The 16,741-nt window shown below is 63.3% G+C and carries 12 protein-coding genes, 2 pseudogenes and 1 other annotated feature; of the genes and pseudogenes, 8 read left to right on the top strand and 6 right to left on the bottom strand.

Going from position 1 to position 16,741, the window contains the following annotated elements; genetic code table 11:
• The first annotated feature begins 258 nt into the window (after window positions 1-258).
• The 5 genes and pseudogenes from H2O14_RS19595 to H2O14_RS19575 all read left to right on the top strand — a co-directional run bounded on the left by H2O14_RS19595 (window position 259) and on the right by H2O14_RS19575 (window position 5,474).
• Window positions 259-1,509, top strand: a complete 1,251-nt coding sequence (locus tag H2O14_RS19595; RefSeq protein ID WP_182828967.1) for a DUF3419 family protein — start codon at window positions 259-261, stop codon at window positions 1,507-1,509.
• Entirely contained in the window at window positions 1,506-2,171 is a 666-nt protein-coding gene (locus H2O14_RS19590) for a class I SAM-dependent methyltransferase (protein ID WP_182828966.1), read from the top strand. The genes H2O14_RS19595 and H2O14_RS19590 overlap by 4 nt, the downstream gene beginning before the upstream one ends.
• Before the next feature lie 170 nt (window positions 2,172-2,341).
• Window positions 2,342-3,123, top strand: a pseudogene (locus tag H2O14_RS19585) (GH25 family lysozyme).
• Between the two features lie 127 nt (window positions 3,124-3,250).
• A complete protein-coding gene (locus H2O14_RS19580; RefSeq protein WP_182828965.1) occupies window positions 3,251-4,471 on the top strand; it encodes a lytic murein transglycosylase in 1,221 nt (406 codons plus the stop codon).
• A gap of 67 nt (window positions 4,472-4,538) precedes the next feature.
• Window positions 4,539-5,474, top strand: coding sequence for a DMT family transporter (locus tag H2O14_RS19575; RefSeq protein WP_312858681.1), 936 nt, complete (start codon window positions 4,539-4,541; stop codon window positions 5,472-5,474).
• Between the two features lie 397 nt (window positions 5,475-5,871).
• Here the strand turns inward: H2O14_RS19575 and metF are convergent, their stop codons facing one another.
• The 4 genes and pseudogenes from metF to H2O14_RS19555 form a co-directional block, all read right to left on the bottom strand.
• On the bottom strand, window positions 5,872-6,768 hold the full coding sequence (metF, locus tag H2O14_RS19570) for a methylenetetrahydrofolate reductase [NAD(P)H] (RefSeq protein WP_182828964.1): 897 nt from the start codon (window positions 6,766-6,768) through the stop codon (window positions 5,872-5,874).
• 1 nt (window position 6,769) lies between these two features.
• A pseudogene (locus H2O14_RS19565) lies at window positions 6,770-7,788 on the bottom strand (ArsR/SmtB family transcription factor).
• Between the two features lie 202 nt (window positions 7,789-7,990).
• Window positions 7,991-9,640 carry an energy-dependent translational throttle protein EttA gene (gene ettA, locus H2O14_RS19560; RefSeq protein WP_182828963.1) on the bottom strand — a complete coding sequence of 550 codons (1,650 nt, stop codon included), beginning with the start codon at window positions 9,638-9,640 and terminating at the stop codon, window positions 7,991-7,993.
• A 113-nt stretch (window positions 9,641-9,753) separates the two neighbouring features.
• Window positions 9,754-10,467 carry a ribonuclease T2 family protein gene (locus tag H2O14_RS19555; RefSeq protein ID WP_246697456.1) on the bottom strand — a complete coding sequence of 238 codons (714 nt, stop codon included), beginning with the start codon at window positions 10,465-10,467 and terminating at the stop codon, window positions 9,754-9,756.
• A 225-nt stretch (window positions 10,468-10,692) separates the two neighbouring features.
• Between H2O14_RS19555 and H2O14_RS19550 the strand changes: the two genes are divergently transcribed.
• From H2O14_RS19550 to H2O14_RS19540, 3 genes are all read left to right on the top strand, one after another.
• Complete coding sequence (locus H2O14_RS19550; protein ID WP_246697455.1) at window positions 10,693-11,652, top strand: alpha/beta fold hydrolase; 960 nt, start codon at window positions 10,693-10,695, stop codon at window positions 11,650-11,652.
• Between the two features lie 62 nt (window positions 11,653-11,714).
• Window positions 11,715-12,527 (top strand): TerC family protein, encoded by an 813-nt coding sequence (locus H2O14_RS19545; RefSeq protein ID WP_246697454.1) that lies wholly within the window; start codon window positions 11,715-11,717, stop codon window positions 12,525-12,527.
• 54 nt (window positions 12,528-12,581) lie between these two features.
• Window positions 12,582-14,243 carry a thiamine pyrophosphate-binding protein gene (locus H2O14_RS19540; protein ID WP_182828962.1) on the top strand — a complete coding sequence of 554 codons (1,662 nt, stop codon included), beginning with the start codon at window positions 12,582-12,584 and terminating at the stop codon, window positions 14,241-14,243.
• A gap of 51 nt (window positions 14,244-14,294) precedes the next feature.
• On the opposite strand, the gene H2O14_RS19535 is transcribed toward H2O14_RS19540, so the two are convergent.
• Together H2O14_RS19535 and H2O14_RS19530 are read right to left on the bottom strand one after the other, a co-directional pair.
• Window positions 14,295-15,002: a pentapeptide repeat-containing protein gene (locus tag H2O14_RS19535; protein WP_182828961.1), complete on the bottom strand. Its 708-nt coding sequence runs from the start codon at window positions 15,000-15,002 to the stop codon at window positions 14,295-14,297.
• Between the two features lie 101 nt (window positions 15,003-15,103).
• Window positions 15,104-16,594, bottom strand: a complete 1,491-nt coding sequence (locus H2O14_RS19530) for a SulP family inorganic anion transporter (RefSeq protein WP_182828960.1) — start codon at window positions 16,592-16,594, stop codon at window positions 15,104-15,106.
• 68 nt (window positions 16,595-16,662) lie between these two features.
• Window positions 16,663-16,718, bottom strand: a sequence feature (sul1 is cis-regulatory element that is thought to sense ions involved in sulfur or methionine metabolism; They are found in Alphaproteobacteria).
• Window positions 16,719-16,741 lie beyond the last annotated feature (23 nt).

The raw sequence follows: 16,741 nt of genomic DNA, 5'->3' as shown, positions 1-16,741 counted from the left end.
ATCCGATTATGGGCAGTAACGCCCCTATTGCCGAGCCAGCGAAAGCATATCGCTGAGACATCCTCGGCAGAAACGTTCGCAACATCATGTTCGCCGCTCCTGGTGATGAATCAGAAGCTAGTCGCGAAGTCTTAACTTGCGGTAAACGGATTCCGCGTCCGGCGGTTCAATTCGGGCCAATCGCCCACAATCTTCGTCATCAAACCGTCGCGCATTTGCAATATTCGCTACGCATCCGTTGGATCGAGGGGATTGCACATGATCGACGCCATCATCCACAAGCGACGCATCGGCCTTGACGAGCGCTTGAAGGGCGCTCTGCTTCAGCATCGGGCGCTCAGCCTCGACGGAATATCGGAGCGCATCTTCGGACTTCTCTTCTCAGGTCTCGTCTATCCGCAGATTTGGGAAGACCCCGAAGTCGACCTCGCCGCGATGGAGCTGGAGCCCCATCACCGCCTGCTGACGATCGCTTCCGGCGGCTGCAACATGTTGACCTATCTCGCCAAGGGTCCCGAGAGCATCGACGTCGCCGATCTCAACGCCAGCCACATCGCGCTCAACCGGCTGAAGATCGCCGCCTTCCGCCATCTTCCCGCCCATGCCGACGTAATGCGCTTTTTCGGCGCCGCCAACGAGCGGGCCAACAGCGCCGCCTATGACCGCTTCATCGCTCCGCATCTCGATGCGAAGAGCCGTCGCTACTGGGAAGGCCGCCGCCTGAACGGCAAGCGCCGCATCGAAGTGTTCAACGGCAATTTCTACCGCACGGGCCTGCTCGGCCGCTTCATCGGCGCCAGCCACATCGCCGCGCGCTTCTACGGCGTCGACCTCAACGAGCTCATGCAGGCCCGCAACCTCGAGGAACAGCGCGATTTCTTCGATCGCCGCATCGCCCCCGTCTTCGATCGCAAGGCGGTGCGTTGGATCACGGCGCGCAAGAGCTCGCTGTTCGGCCTGGGCATTCCGCCGCGCCAGTTCGACGAACTCGCCAGCCTGACCGACGAAAAGACGCTGGCCGGCGTGTTGCGCGAACGGGTGGAGAAACTGGCCTGTCATTTTCCGCTCCAGGACAATTATTTCGCCTGGCAGGCTTTCGCGCGTCGCTACCCTCGGCCGACCGAGGGAAAGCTGCCGCCCTATCTGGCGCTCGACAATTATCAGGCGATCCGCGCCAATCTCGACCGCGTCACGCTGCACCATGACAATGTCGTGCATATTCTCGAGGGCAAGGCGGCCGCAAGCATGGACCGCTACGTGCTGCTGGACGCGCAGGACTGGATGACCGACGCGCAGATCGACACGCTCTGGCGTGAAATCACCCGCACCGCCCGGCCCGGCGCGCGCGTCATCTTCCGCACCGCCGCGGACAAGAGCGTCGTGGCGGGCCGCCTCGCGCCGGAGATCGACGCCGCCTGGCTTTATCGCCGAGAACAGTCGGTCGCGCTCGGCAGAAGGGATCGCTCCGCCATCTATGGCGGCTTCCACATCTACGAGAAGACGCCATGACCGACCAGACCCTCGCCGCCCGCAATCATTCCGGCCTGATGGACGACATCTACCGCCATCAGCGCCATATCTATGATCTCACCCGCAAATATTACCTGCTCGGCCGCGACGAGACGATCCGCGGGCTGACGATGACCGCCCGGCAGAGCCTGTTGGAAGTCGGCTGCGGCACGGGCCGCAACCTGGCGCTCGCCGCAAGACTGCACCCCGGCATTCGCCAATTCGGCCTCGACATATCGGCGGAAATGCTGGCGAGCGCAGAGAAGACGCTGACCATCGAAGGCATGCCGGCGCCTGTGCTCCGCCTGGCCGACGCCGCGCGCTTCACGCCGGCCGAATTCGGCGTGGCGGGTTTCGACCGTATCCTGATTTCCTATGCGCTCTCCATGATCCCGGACTGGGAGCGCACGATCGAGCAAAGCGTTCAGGCGCTGAAGCCCGGCGGCTCGCTGCATGTGGTCGATTTCGGCCAGCAGGAGGATCTGCCGACGCCGTTCCGCACGATGCTGTTCGCCTGGTTGGGGCGTTTTCACGTTTCTCCCCGAGCAGATCTCGGGACGGTCATGGAGAAACATTCGCAGGCGAATGGGGGCGATTTCGAATTTTCGTCGCTGCGGCGCGGTTACGCCTGGCGGGCGATCATCCGGCGCTCCCGGGGCTGACACGGGCAGTTGCCCTCGCCGAAAGCGACGCGCAAGCCGAAAGATGCAATTTCCGCTTGGAAACTAACCGATTCTTTACGATGATGCCGCAGGATCGGCGCTTACGCCCTGAGTTGACGTGATGAGCGGCAGGCGGCAGGGGTTTTGTATTGCGTCTTATCGGGGGAAAAATGCGTCGCTTCGCGCTTTTCGTCATGCCCTTGCTGCTAGCGATGGCGTCATGCTCGTCTGTCGAGTACGACCTCGTGGAAACGGCCTCCGTGCCTCCGCGCTTCCAAGACATGGATCCGCAGGATTTCGGGCCGAAGACCCCGCATCACCACCCTGTCCATGGCATCGACGTATCCAAATGGAACGGCGACATCGACTGGCGGCAGGTGCGCGGCTCCGGCGTCGCGTTCGCCTTCATCAAGGCGACCGAGGGCAAGGACAATATCGACAACCGTTTCCATGACAACTGGCGCGCCGCCAAGGCCGCCGGCGTACCGCATGCGCCCTATCACTTCTACTACTTCTGCTCGACCGCCGATCAGCAGGCCGATTGGTTCATCGCCAACGTGCCGAAGGCCGCCATGGTGCTGCCGCCGGTGCTCGACGTGGAATGGAACGGCGAGTCCAAGAACTGCCGCTATCGCCCGTCCAAGCTGACGGCCGTGCAGGAATTGCAGCGCTTCCTCAACCGTCTCGAAGCCCATTACGGCAAGCGTCCGATCATCTACACCACGGTCGATTTCCATCGCGACATTCTCGTCGGCGAGTTCAAGAATTATCACTTCTGGCTGCGCGCGGTGGCTGATCACCCCAACAACATCTATACGGACCGCCGTTGGGCTTTCTGGCAATACACCAGCACCGGGCGCATTCCCGGCATCAAGGGCGACACCGACATCAACGTCTTCGCCGGCTCCAAAAGAACTGGCGCAACTGGCTGACGGCCGTCGCAGAAATGTGACCTCGGGCGTGAAGCCCACGACCGCCGGTCCCGCTTCACGCCTTCCTATCCTCTGGGATTTTGGCTTGCATCCGCCATAATTCTCTGAAAAACCTTTCGCGAAAATTGCTCTTTCGGAAGGTTCATCATGCAGCGATCGCTGACCGCTTCCCTCTTCTGCGCGATAACCGCGCTGACCTCCCTTCCCGCTTCGGCCCAGACGGCCGAACCCGCTCAGCCGGCGGCGCCCGCCGTCGCCTGCGGCGGCGATCTCGCAGCCTTCCTCGACGGCGTGAAGGCCGAAGCCATGGCGCAGGGTATTTCGGCGACCGCCGCCGATGAGGCGCTGGCCGGCGCGCGCATCGACAACAAAGTTCTTTCGATGGACCGCGGCCAGGGCGTCTTCCGCCAGACCTTCCTCGAATTCTCCAAACGCGTCGTCAGCCAGGCGCGGCTCGATATCGGCCGGCGCAAGATGAAGGACCATGCCGCAACCTTCGCCAAGGCCGAAGCCGATTATGGCGTGCCGGCCCCGGTGATCACCGCCTTCTGGGCGTTGGAGACGGATTTCGGCGCCGTACAGGGCGATTTCAACACCCGCAACGCGCTGGTGTCGCTGGCGCATGACTGCCGCCGTCCCGAACTCTTCCGGCCGCAATTGATCGCTCTCGTCAAGATGGTCGCCGACGGCGATCTCGATCCTCAGACCAACACCGGCGCCTGGGCGGGCGAAATCGGCATGGTGCAGATGCTGCCCAAGGACATCATCGCCTATGGCACGGATGGCGACGGCGACGGCCATGTAAACCTCAAGAAGAGCGACGACGACGTCATCCTCACCGCCGCCCGCTTCATCCAGAGCCTGGGCTTCCGCAAGGGCGAGCCCTGGATCCAGGAAGTCACCCTGCCGGACAATGTGCCATTCGAGAAAAGCGGTCTCGGCGGAAGTCTGAAGGCGCAGGACTGGTTCGCGCTCGGCGTCACGCCCCGCGACGGCAATACGGGTTTCGGCCAGCTCGACGCGGCGCTGGTGCTGCCGCAGGGGAGGTTTGGACCGGCCTTCCTGACTTATCCGAACTTCGCCATCTATCTCGAGTGGAACAAGTCGTTCATCTACACCACCTCCGCCGCCTATTTCGCCACGCGGCTGGCCGGCGCGCCGCCCTACCAGAAGGGCAATCCCGAGCCCGGTCTCGACACCGACTCGATGAAGGCGTTGCAGACCAAGCTGCAGGCGCTTGGCCACGACGTCGGCAAGATCGACGGCATACTCGGCGGCGGCACCCGCGTCGCCATCCAGAAGGAACAGCAGCGCCTGGGCATGCCCGCCGACGGCTGGGCGACGCCCGCTCTTCTGAACGCCCTATGATTTTTCGGGTGGCGGATCAGTCCGCCCTCGCCTAGACCTCTCCCGCAGGCAATTCGGGAGAGGACGCATCGTGAACGCCGCCACCGACGCAAAATCCACCATATCGCCCCTCGCCTGGGCGCTTCTGATCCTGCTGGGGCTGCTTTGGGGCGGCTCCTTCTTTTTCGCGCGTGTGGCCGTTCAGCATGTGCCGCCGCTGACGCTGGCGCTGTCGCGCTTCGTGATTGCGGCGGTGGCGCTGCATGTCTACCTGCGTGGACGCGACGGCTTCTACGACACGCTTCGCCGCCGCGCCGGCGCTTTCCTGCTGCTCGGCCTGCTCAACAACGCCATTCCGCACAGCTTCATCTTCATCGGCCAGACGCATATCGGAGCGGGGCTCGCCTCCATCCTCAACGCCACGACGCCGGTCTGGACGGTGTTGATCGCGCATGGTTTGACCAAAGACGAAAAGCTGACGCCACGGAAATTCGCCGGCGTCGTCCTCGGTCTCCTCGGCGCGGTGCTGCTGTTTTCACCGCATCTCGGCGCGGGCGCCGATGCGCCGCTCTGGGCGCTGGCCCTGCCGCTGCTGGCGGCGGTCTCCTATGGCTTCGCCGCGATCTTCAGCAAGCGTTTTCGTGGCGTCGATCCCACCGCGATCGCCGCGGGACAATTGACCGCCTCGACTTTGATCATGGCGCCCGTGGCCTTGATCGTCGACCAGCCATGGAGCCTGGCTTTGCCGCCGCCGGGGGCGCTTGCCGCGATGCTGGCGCTGGCGCTCATCTCCACCGCCTTCGCCTATATCCTGTTTTTCAGGATCATCGGTCTGGCGGGCGCAACCAATGCGTCGCTGGTGACGCTGCTCGTGCCGCCGAGCGCCATTCTGCTGGGCATCGTGTTTCTGGGCGAGCGCCTGGAAACCATCGAATGGGCCGGCATGGCGGTGATCGCAACGGGTCTGGTGGTGCTCGACGGCAGACTCGCCCTGCTGATGCGCCGCCGCCTGCTCCACAATTGAACCCCTTAAAAAGCATGGTGAATCAGAGGTTCATCTTCATTTTTCAGTCAGCTCTGTGAAAAAAATGTGAAATCGTGAAAATCTATGAATTTCATGGAGTTGGATCTGTGGATTGTTGCCTGTCCGCCTTATTTCGCCGCACTGCGTCATAATTTCCGCTTTCCAGCGACGCCAAAACGCGCTTAACTCTCTTCGTCAACACGAGCAGGAGGTTCGAGCATGGGAATTACTCAATCCCTCAATATGGTGTTGGTTGGCGCGGCATTTTTGTTCGTCGGCGTAATGCTGTTCATCTGACAAGACGCGCCGGGAGAGGCCGAACCACAAGGCTTCGACGGAATTTGGAGGCGCCGGATCCCAGGATCCGGCGCCTTTTTCATGCAAGCGAATGACGGGATCAGGCGGCGATGGTGAGCGCCGGCATTTCAAACCGGGCCGGCTCGAAGCCGGACAAACGCAAGGCCTCGGAGGTCAGCGCGGATCGGTTCATCGTGTAGATATGGAACTGGTCGACGCCGCGTCGAATGAGGTCCAGCACCTGGGTCGCCGCAAGTTCGGCGGCGCGACGGAAACGTTCCTCTGCGTGATCCTCGACCGGGCCGAGCGTCTGCACGACGAAATCGGGCACGCTCGCGCCGCACAGACCCGCGAAACGCTGCACCTGGGCGAGGTTCTGGATCGGCAGAATGCCCGGCACGATGGGGATCGTCACCCCGGCGGCCAGCGCCTTGTCGACATAACTCTCATAGAGATCATTGTCGAAAAAGAACTGCGTCAACGCGCGATCGGCGCCCGCGTCGGCCTTGCGCTTGAGATTGTCGATCTCGGCGGCCCAATCGGCGCTTTCCGGGTGCCGTTCCGGATAGGCGGAGACGGAAATGTCCAGGCCGCCGATGTCGATCAGACCCGCGACGAGATCCGAGGCATAGGCGTATCCTTCCGGATGCGGCGCGTAAGCCTGGCCGAAGCCGCCCTGCGGATCGCCGCGCAGAGCGACGATGCGGCGGACGCCGGCCCGCTTGAGATCCGCCACCACCTGGCGAACCTCGTCGCGGCTCGATCCGACGCAGGTCAGATGCGAGGCGGCGTCCAGTCCATGCTCGCCGAGAATGGTCGAGACCGTGTCGAGCGTCGTGTCACGCGTGGTGCCCCCTGCTCCATAGGTGACGGAGACGAATTCCGGCTGCCACTTCTTGAGATCGTCGACCGTATCCCACAGCTGTCTGGCGGCGTCGGCGTTCTTGGGCGGGAAGAATTCGAAGGACAGGGCAATGTCGCGGCAATATTTGGTCATGTCAGCATCTCCTGCTCGTGGCCGAAAACGCAGGCGCGCTGTCGGCGGCGATTTCAATGCGGCGGTCGCGGGCAAGCCATATGGTCACGGTCAACGCCTCGCCCGCCGTTTCCGGGGTCAGGTCCTTGACCTCGACGATATCGAGGCCAATCTCTTCGAGCCAATCGGACATCTGCTGATGCGAGAAACCGAGGCGGGCGTGGTGATGGTCGCTGCGGAGACTGTCGAGGCCGTGAGGGGCGAAGTCGACCACGACGAGCCGCCCCCCGGCCTGAGCATTCGGGCGGCCTCCGCCAGCGCCAGTTCGGGATTTTCGAGGAAGTGCAGCACCTGATGGATCGAGACGAGATCGTAGGTCTCGCTTTCGAGCGGCAGATTGAAAATGTCGCCCAACCGGATCGTCGCCTTGGCGAGCCCTGCCTTTTCGAGATTGGCCCGGGCCACGGCGAGCATTTCGCGGCTGGCGTCGACGCCGGTCGCACTGCGATAGATGCCCTCGAACAGCTGCAGCAGCCGGCCGGTGCCAGTGCCGAGGTCGAGAAAGGCGTCCACCGGGCGCGCGCCCACCATGGCGCGCAGCGCCGCCTCCACTTTCGCCTCGGCGACATGCAGCTTGCGGAGCTGATCCCAACCCTCGGCGTTCTGGCTGAAATATTCGCTGGCCTTCTCGGCGCGGCTGGCGCGCACCTGCACCAGACGCGCCTGATCACGGGTGATGACGGCGTCGGCGACGGAGGCGCTTTCGATGATCTTGCGGGTGAGAGCGGCGCTCTCGCCGTCGCGGAGCAGCCGAAACCAGGCCCAGGCGCCTTCCTGGTAACGCTCGATCAGTCCCGCCTCGGCGAGAAGCTTCAGATGACGCGAGATGCGGGGCTGCGACTGGCCGAGAATTTCGGTAAGATCGCTGACGGTGAGATCGCCCGAAGACAGCAGCACCAGCAGACGCAGCCGCGTCGGCTCGGCCGAGGCCTTGAGAATTTCCACCAAACTGTTCAGCGAGAAGCCGCGATCATTAGCCATGCAACACCCAATCAAGACATAAACATATCTTTATATGTTTTCATTGATGGCGCAAGCGGAAATCAAACGGCGCGCGGAGAAAACTTTCCGTCACATTCGAAACGATCGCGGCTCTAGGACCTGACGCCTGTCAAATTCCGATAACCGCACAAAAGAAACCCCGGCGCGGGCCGGGGTTTCCGAAGCGTCTCGAGGAAGCGTCTCAGCGCGTCAGGCGCTTATAGGTGACGCGGCTCGGATTGAGCGCGTCCGCGCCGAGGCGGCGCACCTTGTCCTGCTCGTAGTCTTCGAAATTGCCTTCGAACCATTCGACATGGCTGTCGCCTTCGAACGCCAGGATATGGGTGGCCAGGCGGTCGAGGAACATGCGATCGTGGCTGATGATCACCGCGCAGCCGGCGAAGTTTTCCAGCGCAATTTCCAGCGCCGCCAGCGTTTCGGTGTCGAGGTCGTTGGTCGGTTCGTCGAGCAGCAGCACGTTGCCGCCGGACTTCAACATCTTGGCGAGATGGACGCGATTGCGCTGGCCGCCCGAGAGATTGCCGACCTTCTGCTGCTGGTCGCCGCCGCGGAAATTGAAGGTCGAGCAATAAGCGCGCGAATTCATTTCGTGCTTGCCGAGCTTGATGACTTCTGCCCCGCCGGAGATCTCCTCCCAGACGGTCTTGTTGCCGTCCAGCGCGTCGCGGCTCTGGTCGACATAGCCGAGATGCACCGTCTCGCCGATGCGGATCGAACCGGTATCCGGCTGCTCCTGGCCGGTGATCATGCGGAACAGCGTCGTCTTGCCGGCGCCGTTCGGGCCGATCACGCCGACGATGCCGCCGGGCGGCAGCTTCAGCGACAGGCCGTCGATCAGCAGGCGATCGCCATAGCCTTTGGAGACGCCTTCCATTTCGATGACCACCTGGCCCAGGCGTTCGCCGACCGGGATGATGATCTGGGCGTCGCCGGGACGCTGATTTTCCGCCGCGTCGACCAGTTCGTCATAGGAGCGGATACGCGCCTTGGACTTGGCCTGGCGCGCCTTGGGGCTCGACGAAATCCATTCCTGCTCGCGCGCGATCGCCTTCTGGCGAGATGCTTCCTCCCGATTTTCCTGCAGCATGCGCTTCGCCTTGGCCTGCAGATAGGCGGAATAATTGCCTTCATAGGGGATCGAACGGCCGCGATCGAGCTCGAGAATCCAACCCGTGACATTGTCGAGGAAGTAGCGGTCGTGGGTGATCATCAGCACGGCGCCCGGATATTGGCGCAGGTGCTTTTCAAGCCAGGCGATCGTCTCGGCGTCCAGATGGTTGGTCGGCTCATCGAGCAGCAAGAGATCGGGCTGCGACAGCAGCAGCTTGCAGAGCGCGATGCGTCGGCGTTCGCCGCCCGACAGATTGGTGACGTCGGCGTCGCCCGGCGGGCAACGCAAAGCGTCCATCGCCATCTCGACCTGCTGTTCCAGATCCCAGAGATTCTGCGCGTCGATGATGTCCTGAAGCGCCGCGCCTTCGTCGGCCGTCTCGTCGGAATAGTTCATCATCAGCTCGTTGTAGCGTTCGAGGATGGCCGTCTTCTTGGCCACGCCTTCCATCACGTTTTCGAGCGCCGTCTTGTTGGGGTCGAGCTGCGGCTCCTGCGGCAGATAGCCGATGGTGGCGCCGTCGGCGATCCAGGCTTCGCCGGTGAACTCCTTGTCGAGACCCGCCATGATCCGCAGGATCGTCGATTTACCGGCGCCGTTGGGGCCGAGGATGCCGATCTTGGCGTCCGGATAGAAGGAGAGATGAACATTCTCCAGCACCTTCTTGGCGCCGTAGGCCTTTGTCAGCCCCGACATGTGATAGATGAATTGACGCGCCATGCCATAACCTCGATGAACGGAATTCGGGAATTGCGGGCTATGTAGGGCAATTCCCGTTCAGGGGCAACGCCGTTTTGCCATCGCCCCCAGCCGAGGCCGGCTCGGCGCACAGCCTATTGCAGGCCGGCCGCGTCGACGATTCCGGACGGGCAACCGAACTTGGTCGGCTTGGCGCGGGCGAGCAGCGCCGCCAGTCCCAGGCCTTTCTCGCCGTCTTTTTCGGCGCCGAGCCCGATCGACAGGCCGGAGATCAGTCGGCGGCCTCCATCCTTGCGGCAACGCATCTTCACCTTGTCGCCGCTGCCCGCGCCGAAGGCCTGGTCGAAAGCCGATTTGATCTGCGCCTCGTCCAGCGTCTTGCCGATATTGCCGACGAACAGCGCGCCCACCGCCGAGCGGTTGACCTCGGCGGTCAGGCCGAGCGCGCGTCGGAAGTAGTCGTCGGCGAGGCCGCCCGAGCACAGTCCGTGCTTGACCCATTCATGGCGGTCGAGGCCGGAGGCGACGCCCGGCATGGCCGCAGCCAGATCCCGTGCCAGTAGCGGATCGAGCGCCAGCGCGGGCATCTTCAACCAGTCGCCGGCCTTGTCAGCGGTCTTCAGAGCCTCGGTCGCGCCGCAATAGGTCTTGCGCAGCACCCAGAGACCGTGGAGAGAAAATTGCCTCGCTGACAGCCCGTCCGCCGCGCCATCGGCGCATTCCGGCCGCTTGCGCTGCCCTTCGCAGAAAGCGGGATGCCAGGATAGACCCAGCGCCATCACCGTCCGGTCCGGCGCCTCTGTTTCCGCCGCCAGGAGCGAACTTGCGATGAGCGAAAGAAAAAGCATCAATATATTAGCGATCGTTGAAGTTATTTTGCGCCCGCACATAACGGTTTCCTAAAGTCCATGTGAACACTAAGAGAACATAATGAATACATCTTTAGATTTTACAATCCAGAAAATCGAGACTTACAAAATGCAACCGATAACGGTTTGACTCGGATTGGATTTTTTTCGCGGCAGGTTAGAGCTGAGGCGCGATCGGCGCAGCAACCGTCCGGAGAACAGATCATGGCATTCGAAACGGCGGAAATGATCGCGCGCGCAGGCGCCGAAATCGCATTGCGCAGCCGCATGGCGGACGGGTGCGCGCGCGCAGTGGTGATGATCTGCCACGGCCTGGCCGAGCATGCCGGGCGCTATGGTCGGTTCGCCGCCTTCCTCGCGGCGCGCGGCTATCACGTCTACGCCCATGACCATCGCGGCCACGGTTCGACCACCGCGCCCGATGCGCCGCTCGGACGGTTCGCGGCAAAAGACGGCGCAGCCAAGGTGCTGGACGACGTCGCCGCGATCAGGGCGCTGGTGGCCGAGCGGCATCCGGGTCTGCCGGTCGCCTTGTTCGGACATTCCATGGGCGGCATGATCGCCATGAATGCCGTGCAGGAGCGCCCACGCGACTACGCCGCCCTCGCCGTCTTCAACAGCAAGCTCAATCCCGGCGCCGCCGGAGCGCTGGGCACGCTGGCGATCAAGGCCGAGCGCTTCTTCAAGGGCTCCGACGTGCCGAGCATGATCGGCCCCAAGGCGACCTTCGACGCCTGGGCGAAGAGCATTCCCGACGCCCGCACCGATTTCGACTGGCTGAGCCATGACGCCGCCGAGGTCGACGCCTATGTCGCCGATCCCCGATGCGGCTTTGCGGCGTCGGTGTCGCTCTGGCTCGATCTGATGACGCTGTCGCGGCAGGGCGGTGGTGATCCGAGCCGCCTCGCGCGTCTTCCGCCAGATCTGCCGGTCTATCTGGTCGGCGGCGGCGAAGATCCGGCGACGGCTCGGGGAGCCGACATGATCTGGCTGGAAAACCGCCTGAGAAAGAGCGGCGCAAACCGCCTGACCACGGTCGTTTATCGAAACATGCGGCACGAGACGTTGAACGAGATTGGACGGGACGAAGCCATGCGCAATTTCGTCGCCTGGCTGGACGCGGTAATTTCCGCAAATCAGCCGGGAACCGATACCGCCCCATAGTCTTTTCCTTCCCGCCGCGCCTTGCCTTCGCGAGCCGGACCAGTATCAATGGCCGCGACAAAATGGCCGATGGGGACCCCTTGCCGATGTTCGAAAACCTCTTCACCTTCGAAAGCCTGATCACCTTCCTGATCCTGACCGCGCTCGAGACCGTGCTCGGTTTCGACAATCTTCTTTATATCTCGATCGAGGCGAAGAAGGTCGATCCCGCCCGCGAGGCCTATGTTCGTCGCACCGGCATCATCCTGGCCATCGGCCTGCGGATCGTGCTTCTCTTCGTGGTCCTGAAGCTGATCGACATGTTCCAGGCGCCGCTCTGGGAGGCGCATACGAGTTTCTTCACCGCCGCCGTCAGCGGCCATTCGCTGATCGTTCTGTTCGGCGGCGTCTTTCTCATCTACACGGCGATCAAGGAGATTTTTCACATGATCGGCGCGCCGCATGCGGAAGACAATGCGGTGCGCGCCGCGCGCCGCAGCGTCGCCTCGGCGCTGACCATGATCCTGATCATGAACATCGTCTTCTCCTTCGACACGGTGCTGTCGGCCGTGGCGCTGACGCATAATTTCATCGTCATGGCAGCCGCCATCGTCGTCTCGGGCGTGTTGATGGTGGTGATGGCCAATACGGTGTCGAACTTCCTCAAGAAGAATCGGATGTATGAGGTGCTCGGCCTCTTCGTGCTGCTGCTGGTCGGCTACATGCTGATGTCCGAAGGCGGCCATCTCGCCCACCTCTCCTTCTTCGGCTATGCGATCGAGCCGATGGCGAAGTCGACATTCTACTTCGTGCTGGTGACTTTGATCATTGTCGAAATCATTCAGGGCCGCTATCAGAAGCGCATCCTGGCCGAGCAGGAGCGCAGCAACCATTGACGGCGTCGCGCGCGCCTTCTCGGCTTCCCTTGAAGCTGACGAAGAGTGTGCGCGATGACCAAGAAGACCGGCGGCCAACTGATCGTGGAGGCGCTCGTCGCCAATGGCGTCAAGCGCCTCGCCTGCGTGCCGGGCGAGAGCTATCTGGCGGTGCTGGACGCGCTGCATGACACCGATATCGACGTGATGGTGTGCCGCCAGGAAGGCGGCGCGGCGATGATGGCGGATTGCTGGGGCCGGCTTACCGGAGAGCCCGGCGTCTGCATGGTCACCCGCGGCCCCGGCGCCACCAACGCTGCGGCCGGCCTGCATGTGGCCCGGCAGGATTCCGTGCCCATGATCCTGTTCATCGGTCAGGTGCAGCGCGACGCCCGCGAGCGCGAAGCCTTCCAGGAAGTGGAATATCGCCGCGCCTTCACCGAATTCGCCAAATGGGTCGGCGAGATAGACGACGCACGCCGTATCCCGGAATTCGTCACACGCGCCTTTGCGGTGGCCACTTCAGGGCGCCCCGGCCCGGTGGTGCTGTCGCTGCCCGAGGACATGTTGACCGATCTCGTCGAAACGACGGACGCCCGCCCCTATCAGCCGGTTCCCACCCACCCCGCGCCGAGCCAGATCGCCGATCTCAAGGCCCGGCTCGAAAAGGCCGAACGCCCGCTGGTCATTCTCGGCGGCACGCGCTGGAGCGAAGCGTCGGTCGCCGCCTTCCAGTCCTTCGCCGAGGCCTGGGATCTGCCGGTCACCGTGTCCTTCCGCCGCCAGATGCTGTTCGATCACGCGCATCCGAATTACGCCGGCGATGTCGGCATCGGCGTCAATCCGAAGCTCGGCGACGCGGTGAAGAACGCCGATCTGCTGATCATGCTCGGCGGTCGTTTCTCGGAAATGCCGTCGTCGGGCTATACGCTGGTCGATATTCCCTATCCGCGCCAGTCGCTCGTGCACATTCATCCCGACTCCTCGGAACTCGGCCGCGTCTATCGTCCCGACGTCGCGATCAACGCCGATCCTTCGAGCTTTGTCGAAGCGCTTGCGGGCATGACGCCGGGCGCGCCCGTGGCCTGGTCGGAGCGGACCAAGGCGATGCGCGCCGACTATCTCGCCTGGTCCACGCCGCCCGAACAGGGCCCCGGCGAGGTCGCCATGGGCCCGATCATGACCTGGCTCGAAGGCAATCTGCCGAAGACGGCGATCATGACCAACGGCGCCGGCAACTACGCCACCTGGCTGCACCGCTTCCATCGGTTCCAGGCTTACGCCACCCAGGCCGCGCCGGCCTCGGGCTCGATGGGCTACGGCCTGCCCGCCGCCGTGGCCGCCAAAGCCGCCTTCCCCGAGCGCGAAGTCGTGTGTTTCGCCGGCGACGGCTGCTTCATGATGCATGGCCAGGAGTTCGCCACCGCAGTGCGCTACAACCTGCCCATCATCGTGGTGCTGGTGAACAACGGCATCTACGGCACGATCCGCATGCATCAGGAGCGGGAATATCCGGGCCGCGTCTCGGCCACCGGGCTCACAAATCCGGATTTCTCCGACTATGCTCGCGCCTTCGGCGGCCATGGCGAGAAGGTCACGAAGACGGCCGATTTCGCCGACGCCTATCTGAGGGCGCGCGCCAGCGGCAAGCCCGCCATCATCGAGGTCATTCTCGATCCGGAAGCCATCACGCCCACCCGCACGCTGAGCCAGATCCGCGAGGCGGCCAAAGGCTGAGGACCAAAACAAGCAGCGCGCGTCCGGCTTTTCGGGTTTGGGCGCGCCGCGTCAATCGTCCTCAAACTTGCAGGGCCAGCCTTTCGACGGCTTCAGGCCCTGCGGCAATTTGGTGTCCTTGTCGCCGCAGGCCATGTCGATCTGCCACTGGTTGAGGCCCGTGGCGGCGGACAGATCCACGCCCTCGATGCGGGTGAGGAAGAAAAAGGCGCGGTCGAAATCCGCCGGCTTGGAAAACTGCGCGCCGCGAAAATCGGCGCGGGCGAGATTTGCGAGCGCAAAGCGGCTGCCGCTCACGTCGGCCTTGTCGAATTGCGATCGGCCCATATCCGCTTTGGTGAAATCCACGTCGGTCAGCACCGCGGCATGAAAATTCGACCGCTGCAATTCGCCGCTGCGGAAGATCGCGCCGGGCGCATCGATCTCGCTGAAATCGGTGCGGTAGGCCTCGACGCGGGCGAAACGCGCCCCGGACGCCGTGGAGCCGGCGAGATTGGCCCGCACCAGCGTCGCCTTCTCGAAAATCGCCGAGACGAGATCGGATCCGCCGAGATCGGTGCCGGAAAAATCGACATTGGTGAGATTGGCGCCGCGCAACTCGCCGCCGGGCAGCATGAGATTGCGCTTGTTGCAATCGCGCCAGTCGATGCCGGCGCGCGGATAGTCGTGGCAGTCGTCGGCGGCATGCGCATAACCTGTCGTCAGAAAGGCGGCGGCCAGAGCAATCAGACTCGAAACGGCAAATTGTCTCACGCGCATAGTCTCCTCCGATTGCTGCGGCAGGCGACGCCCAAACGAAGCGCGCCGCCCGCCCATACTAGGCGCACGGCGCGAGAAGGAAAAGGGGCTGTCGCCGCGCCTCAGTGAAGCGCCGCGCTCGCAGCCTCCCTTTCGGACTTGTCATGCAGCGCGAAGCGATCGACCATGTCGGCGCTCGCGGCGTTGAAACCGAGGATCTCGACGTCGACGCCCGCTTTGCGGAACTTGATCACCACCTTGTCCAGGGCCCCCACCGCCGTGATATCCCAGAGATGCGCCTGCGTGACATCGATGACCACCCTCTGCGCCTCCTCCGTGAAGTCAAATGCGGCAATAAAGCTTTCGGCGGACGCGAAGAAAATCTGCCCTTCGACCTGATAGATCACGTCGCCTTCCGTCGCGCCCGCCAGACGCGTCACCCGGAACAGGCGCGCCACCTTGCCGGCGAAAAAGACGCCCGACAGGAGAACGCCGACCAGCACGCCCTTGGCGAGGTCGTGCGTGCCGACCACGGTGACCACGGTCGCCAACATCACCACCGACGACGGCAGCGGATTGCGGCGGAGGTCGAGGATCGACCGCCACGAAAAAGTGCCGATCGACACCATGATCATCACCGCCACCAGCGCCGCCATCGGTATGATCCGCACGAGATCGTCGAGCGCCACGATGAGCACCAGCAGAAAAGCGCCGGCGACGAAGGTCGACAGGCGCCCCCGTCCTCCCGAGGAGACGTTGATGACGGACTGGCCGATCATCGCGCAGCCGCCCATGCCGCCGATCAGCGCCGACGCGATGTTGCCGGCCCCCTGGCCCAGGCATTCCTGGCTCTTGTTGCTGGGCGTGTCGGTCATGTCGTCGACGATCTGCGCCGTCAGCAGTGATTCCAAGAGGCCGACGGCGGCGAGCGTCACCGAATAGGGAAAGATGATCTTCAGCGTCTCGAAGGTCAGCGGCACATCGGGGAGAACGAATGACGGCAGCGCCGAAGGCAGTTCGCCGAGATCGCCGACCGTGCGCAAGTCCATTCCCGTCCACCAAGCCGCCAGCGTCAGCGCGGCGATCGCCACCAGCGGCGACGGCACGGCTTTGGTGACATAGGGAAAGAGGTAGATGATGGCGAGACCGGCCGCGATCATCACATAGGTGAGCGGCGGCACGCCGTTCAGTTCTGGCAACTGCGCCATGAAGATCAGGATGGCCAGCGCATTGACGAAGCCCGTGATCACCGAACGCGACACGAAGCGCATGACCCGTCCGAGCTTGAGGAAGCCGGCGAGGATCTGGATCACGCCCATCAGGATAGTCGCGGCGAACAGATATTGCAGGCCATGCTCCTTGACCAACGACACCATGACCACCGCGGTGGCCGCCGTCGCCGCCGAGACCATGCCGGGCCGACCGCCGACAATGGCCGCGACGCAGGCGATGGCGAAGGACGCGTAGAGGCCGACCTTGGGATCGACGCCGGCGATCACCGAAAAGCCGATCGCTTCTGGAATGAGGGCGAGCGCGACGACGACGCCGGAAAGGATGTCGCCGCGAATATTGTGGAACCACTCGTGGCGGTAACGAGAAAAAGTCGGTTGCATAAGGGAAAAAACCACAGTTGAAGGCAACGGGCCGACAGGATCGGGCCCAGAAATAGGTTGCGTTGCTGTGTTGTCTGGCGGATCGGCGGCCAGAAGAGCCACCCGGATTTTCACCGGGTCCTTGTGGATGACCGTCTCTTATCCAAG

Origin of the sequence: Rhizobium sp. G21, assembly GCF_014158035.1 — a bacterium.
In the GTDB taxonomy this organism is placed as follows: domain Bacteria; phylum Pseudomonadota; class Alphaproteobacteria; order Rhizobiales; family Rhizobiaceae; genus Rhizobium_E.
The sequence above is the reverse complement of the archived record's forward strand: the minus strand, read 5'-3'. Positions and strand labels throughout refer to the sequence as shown.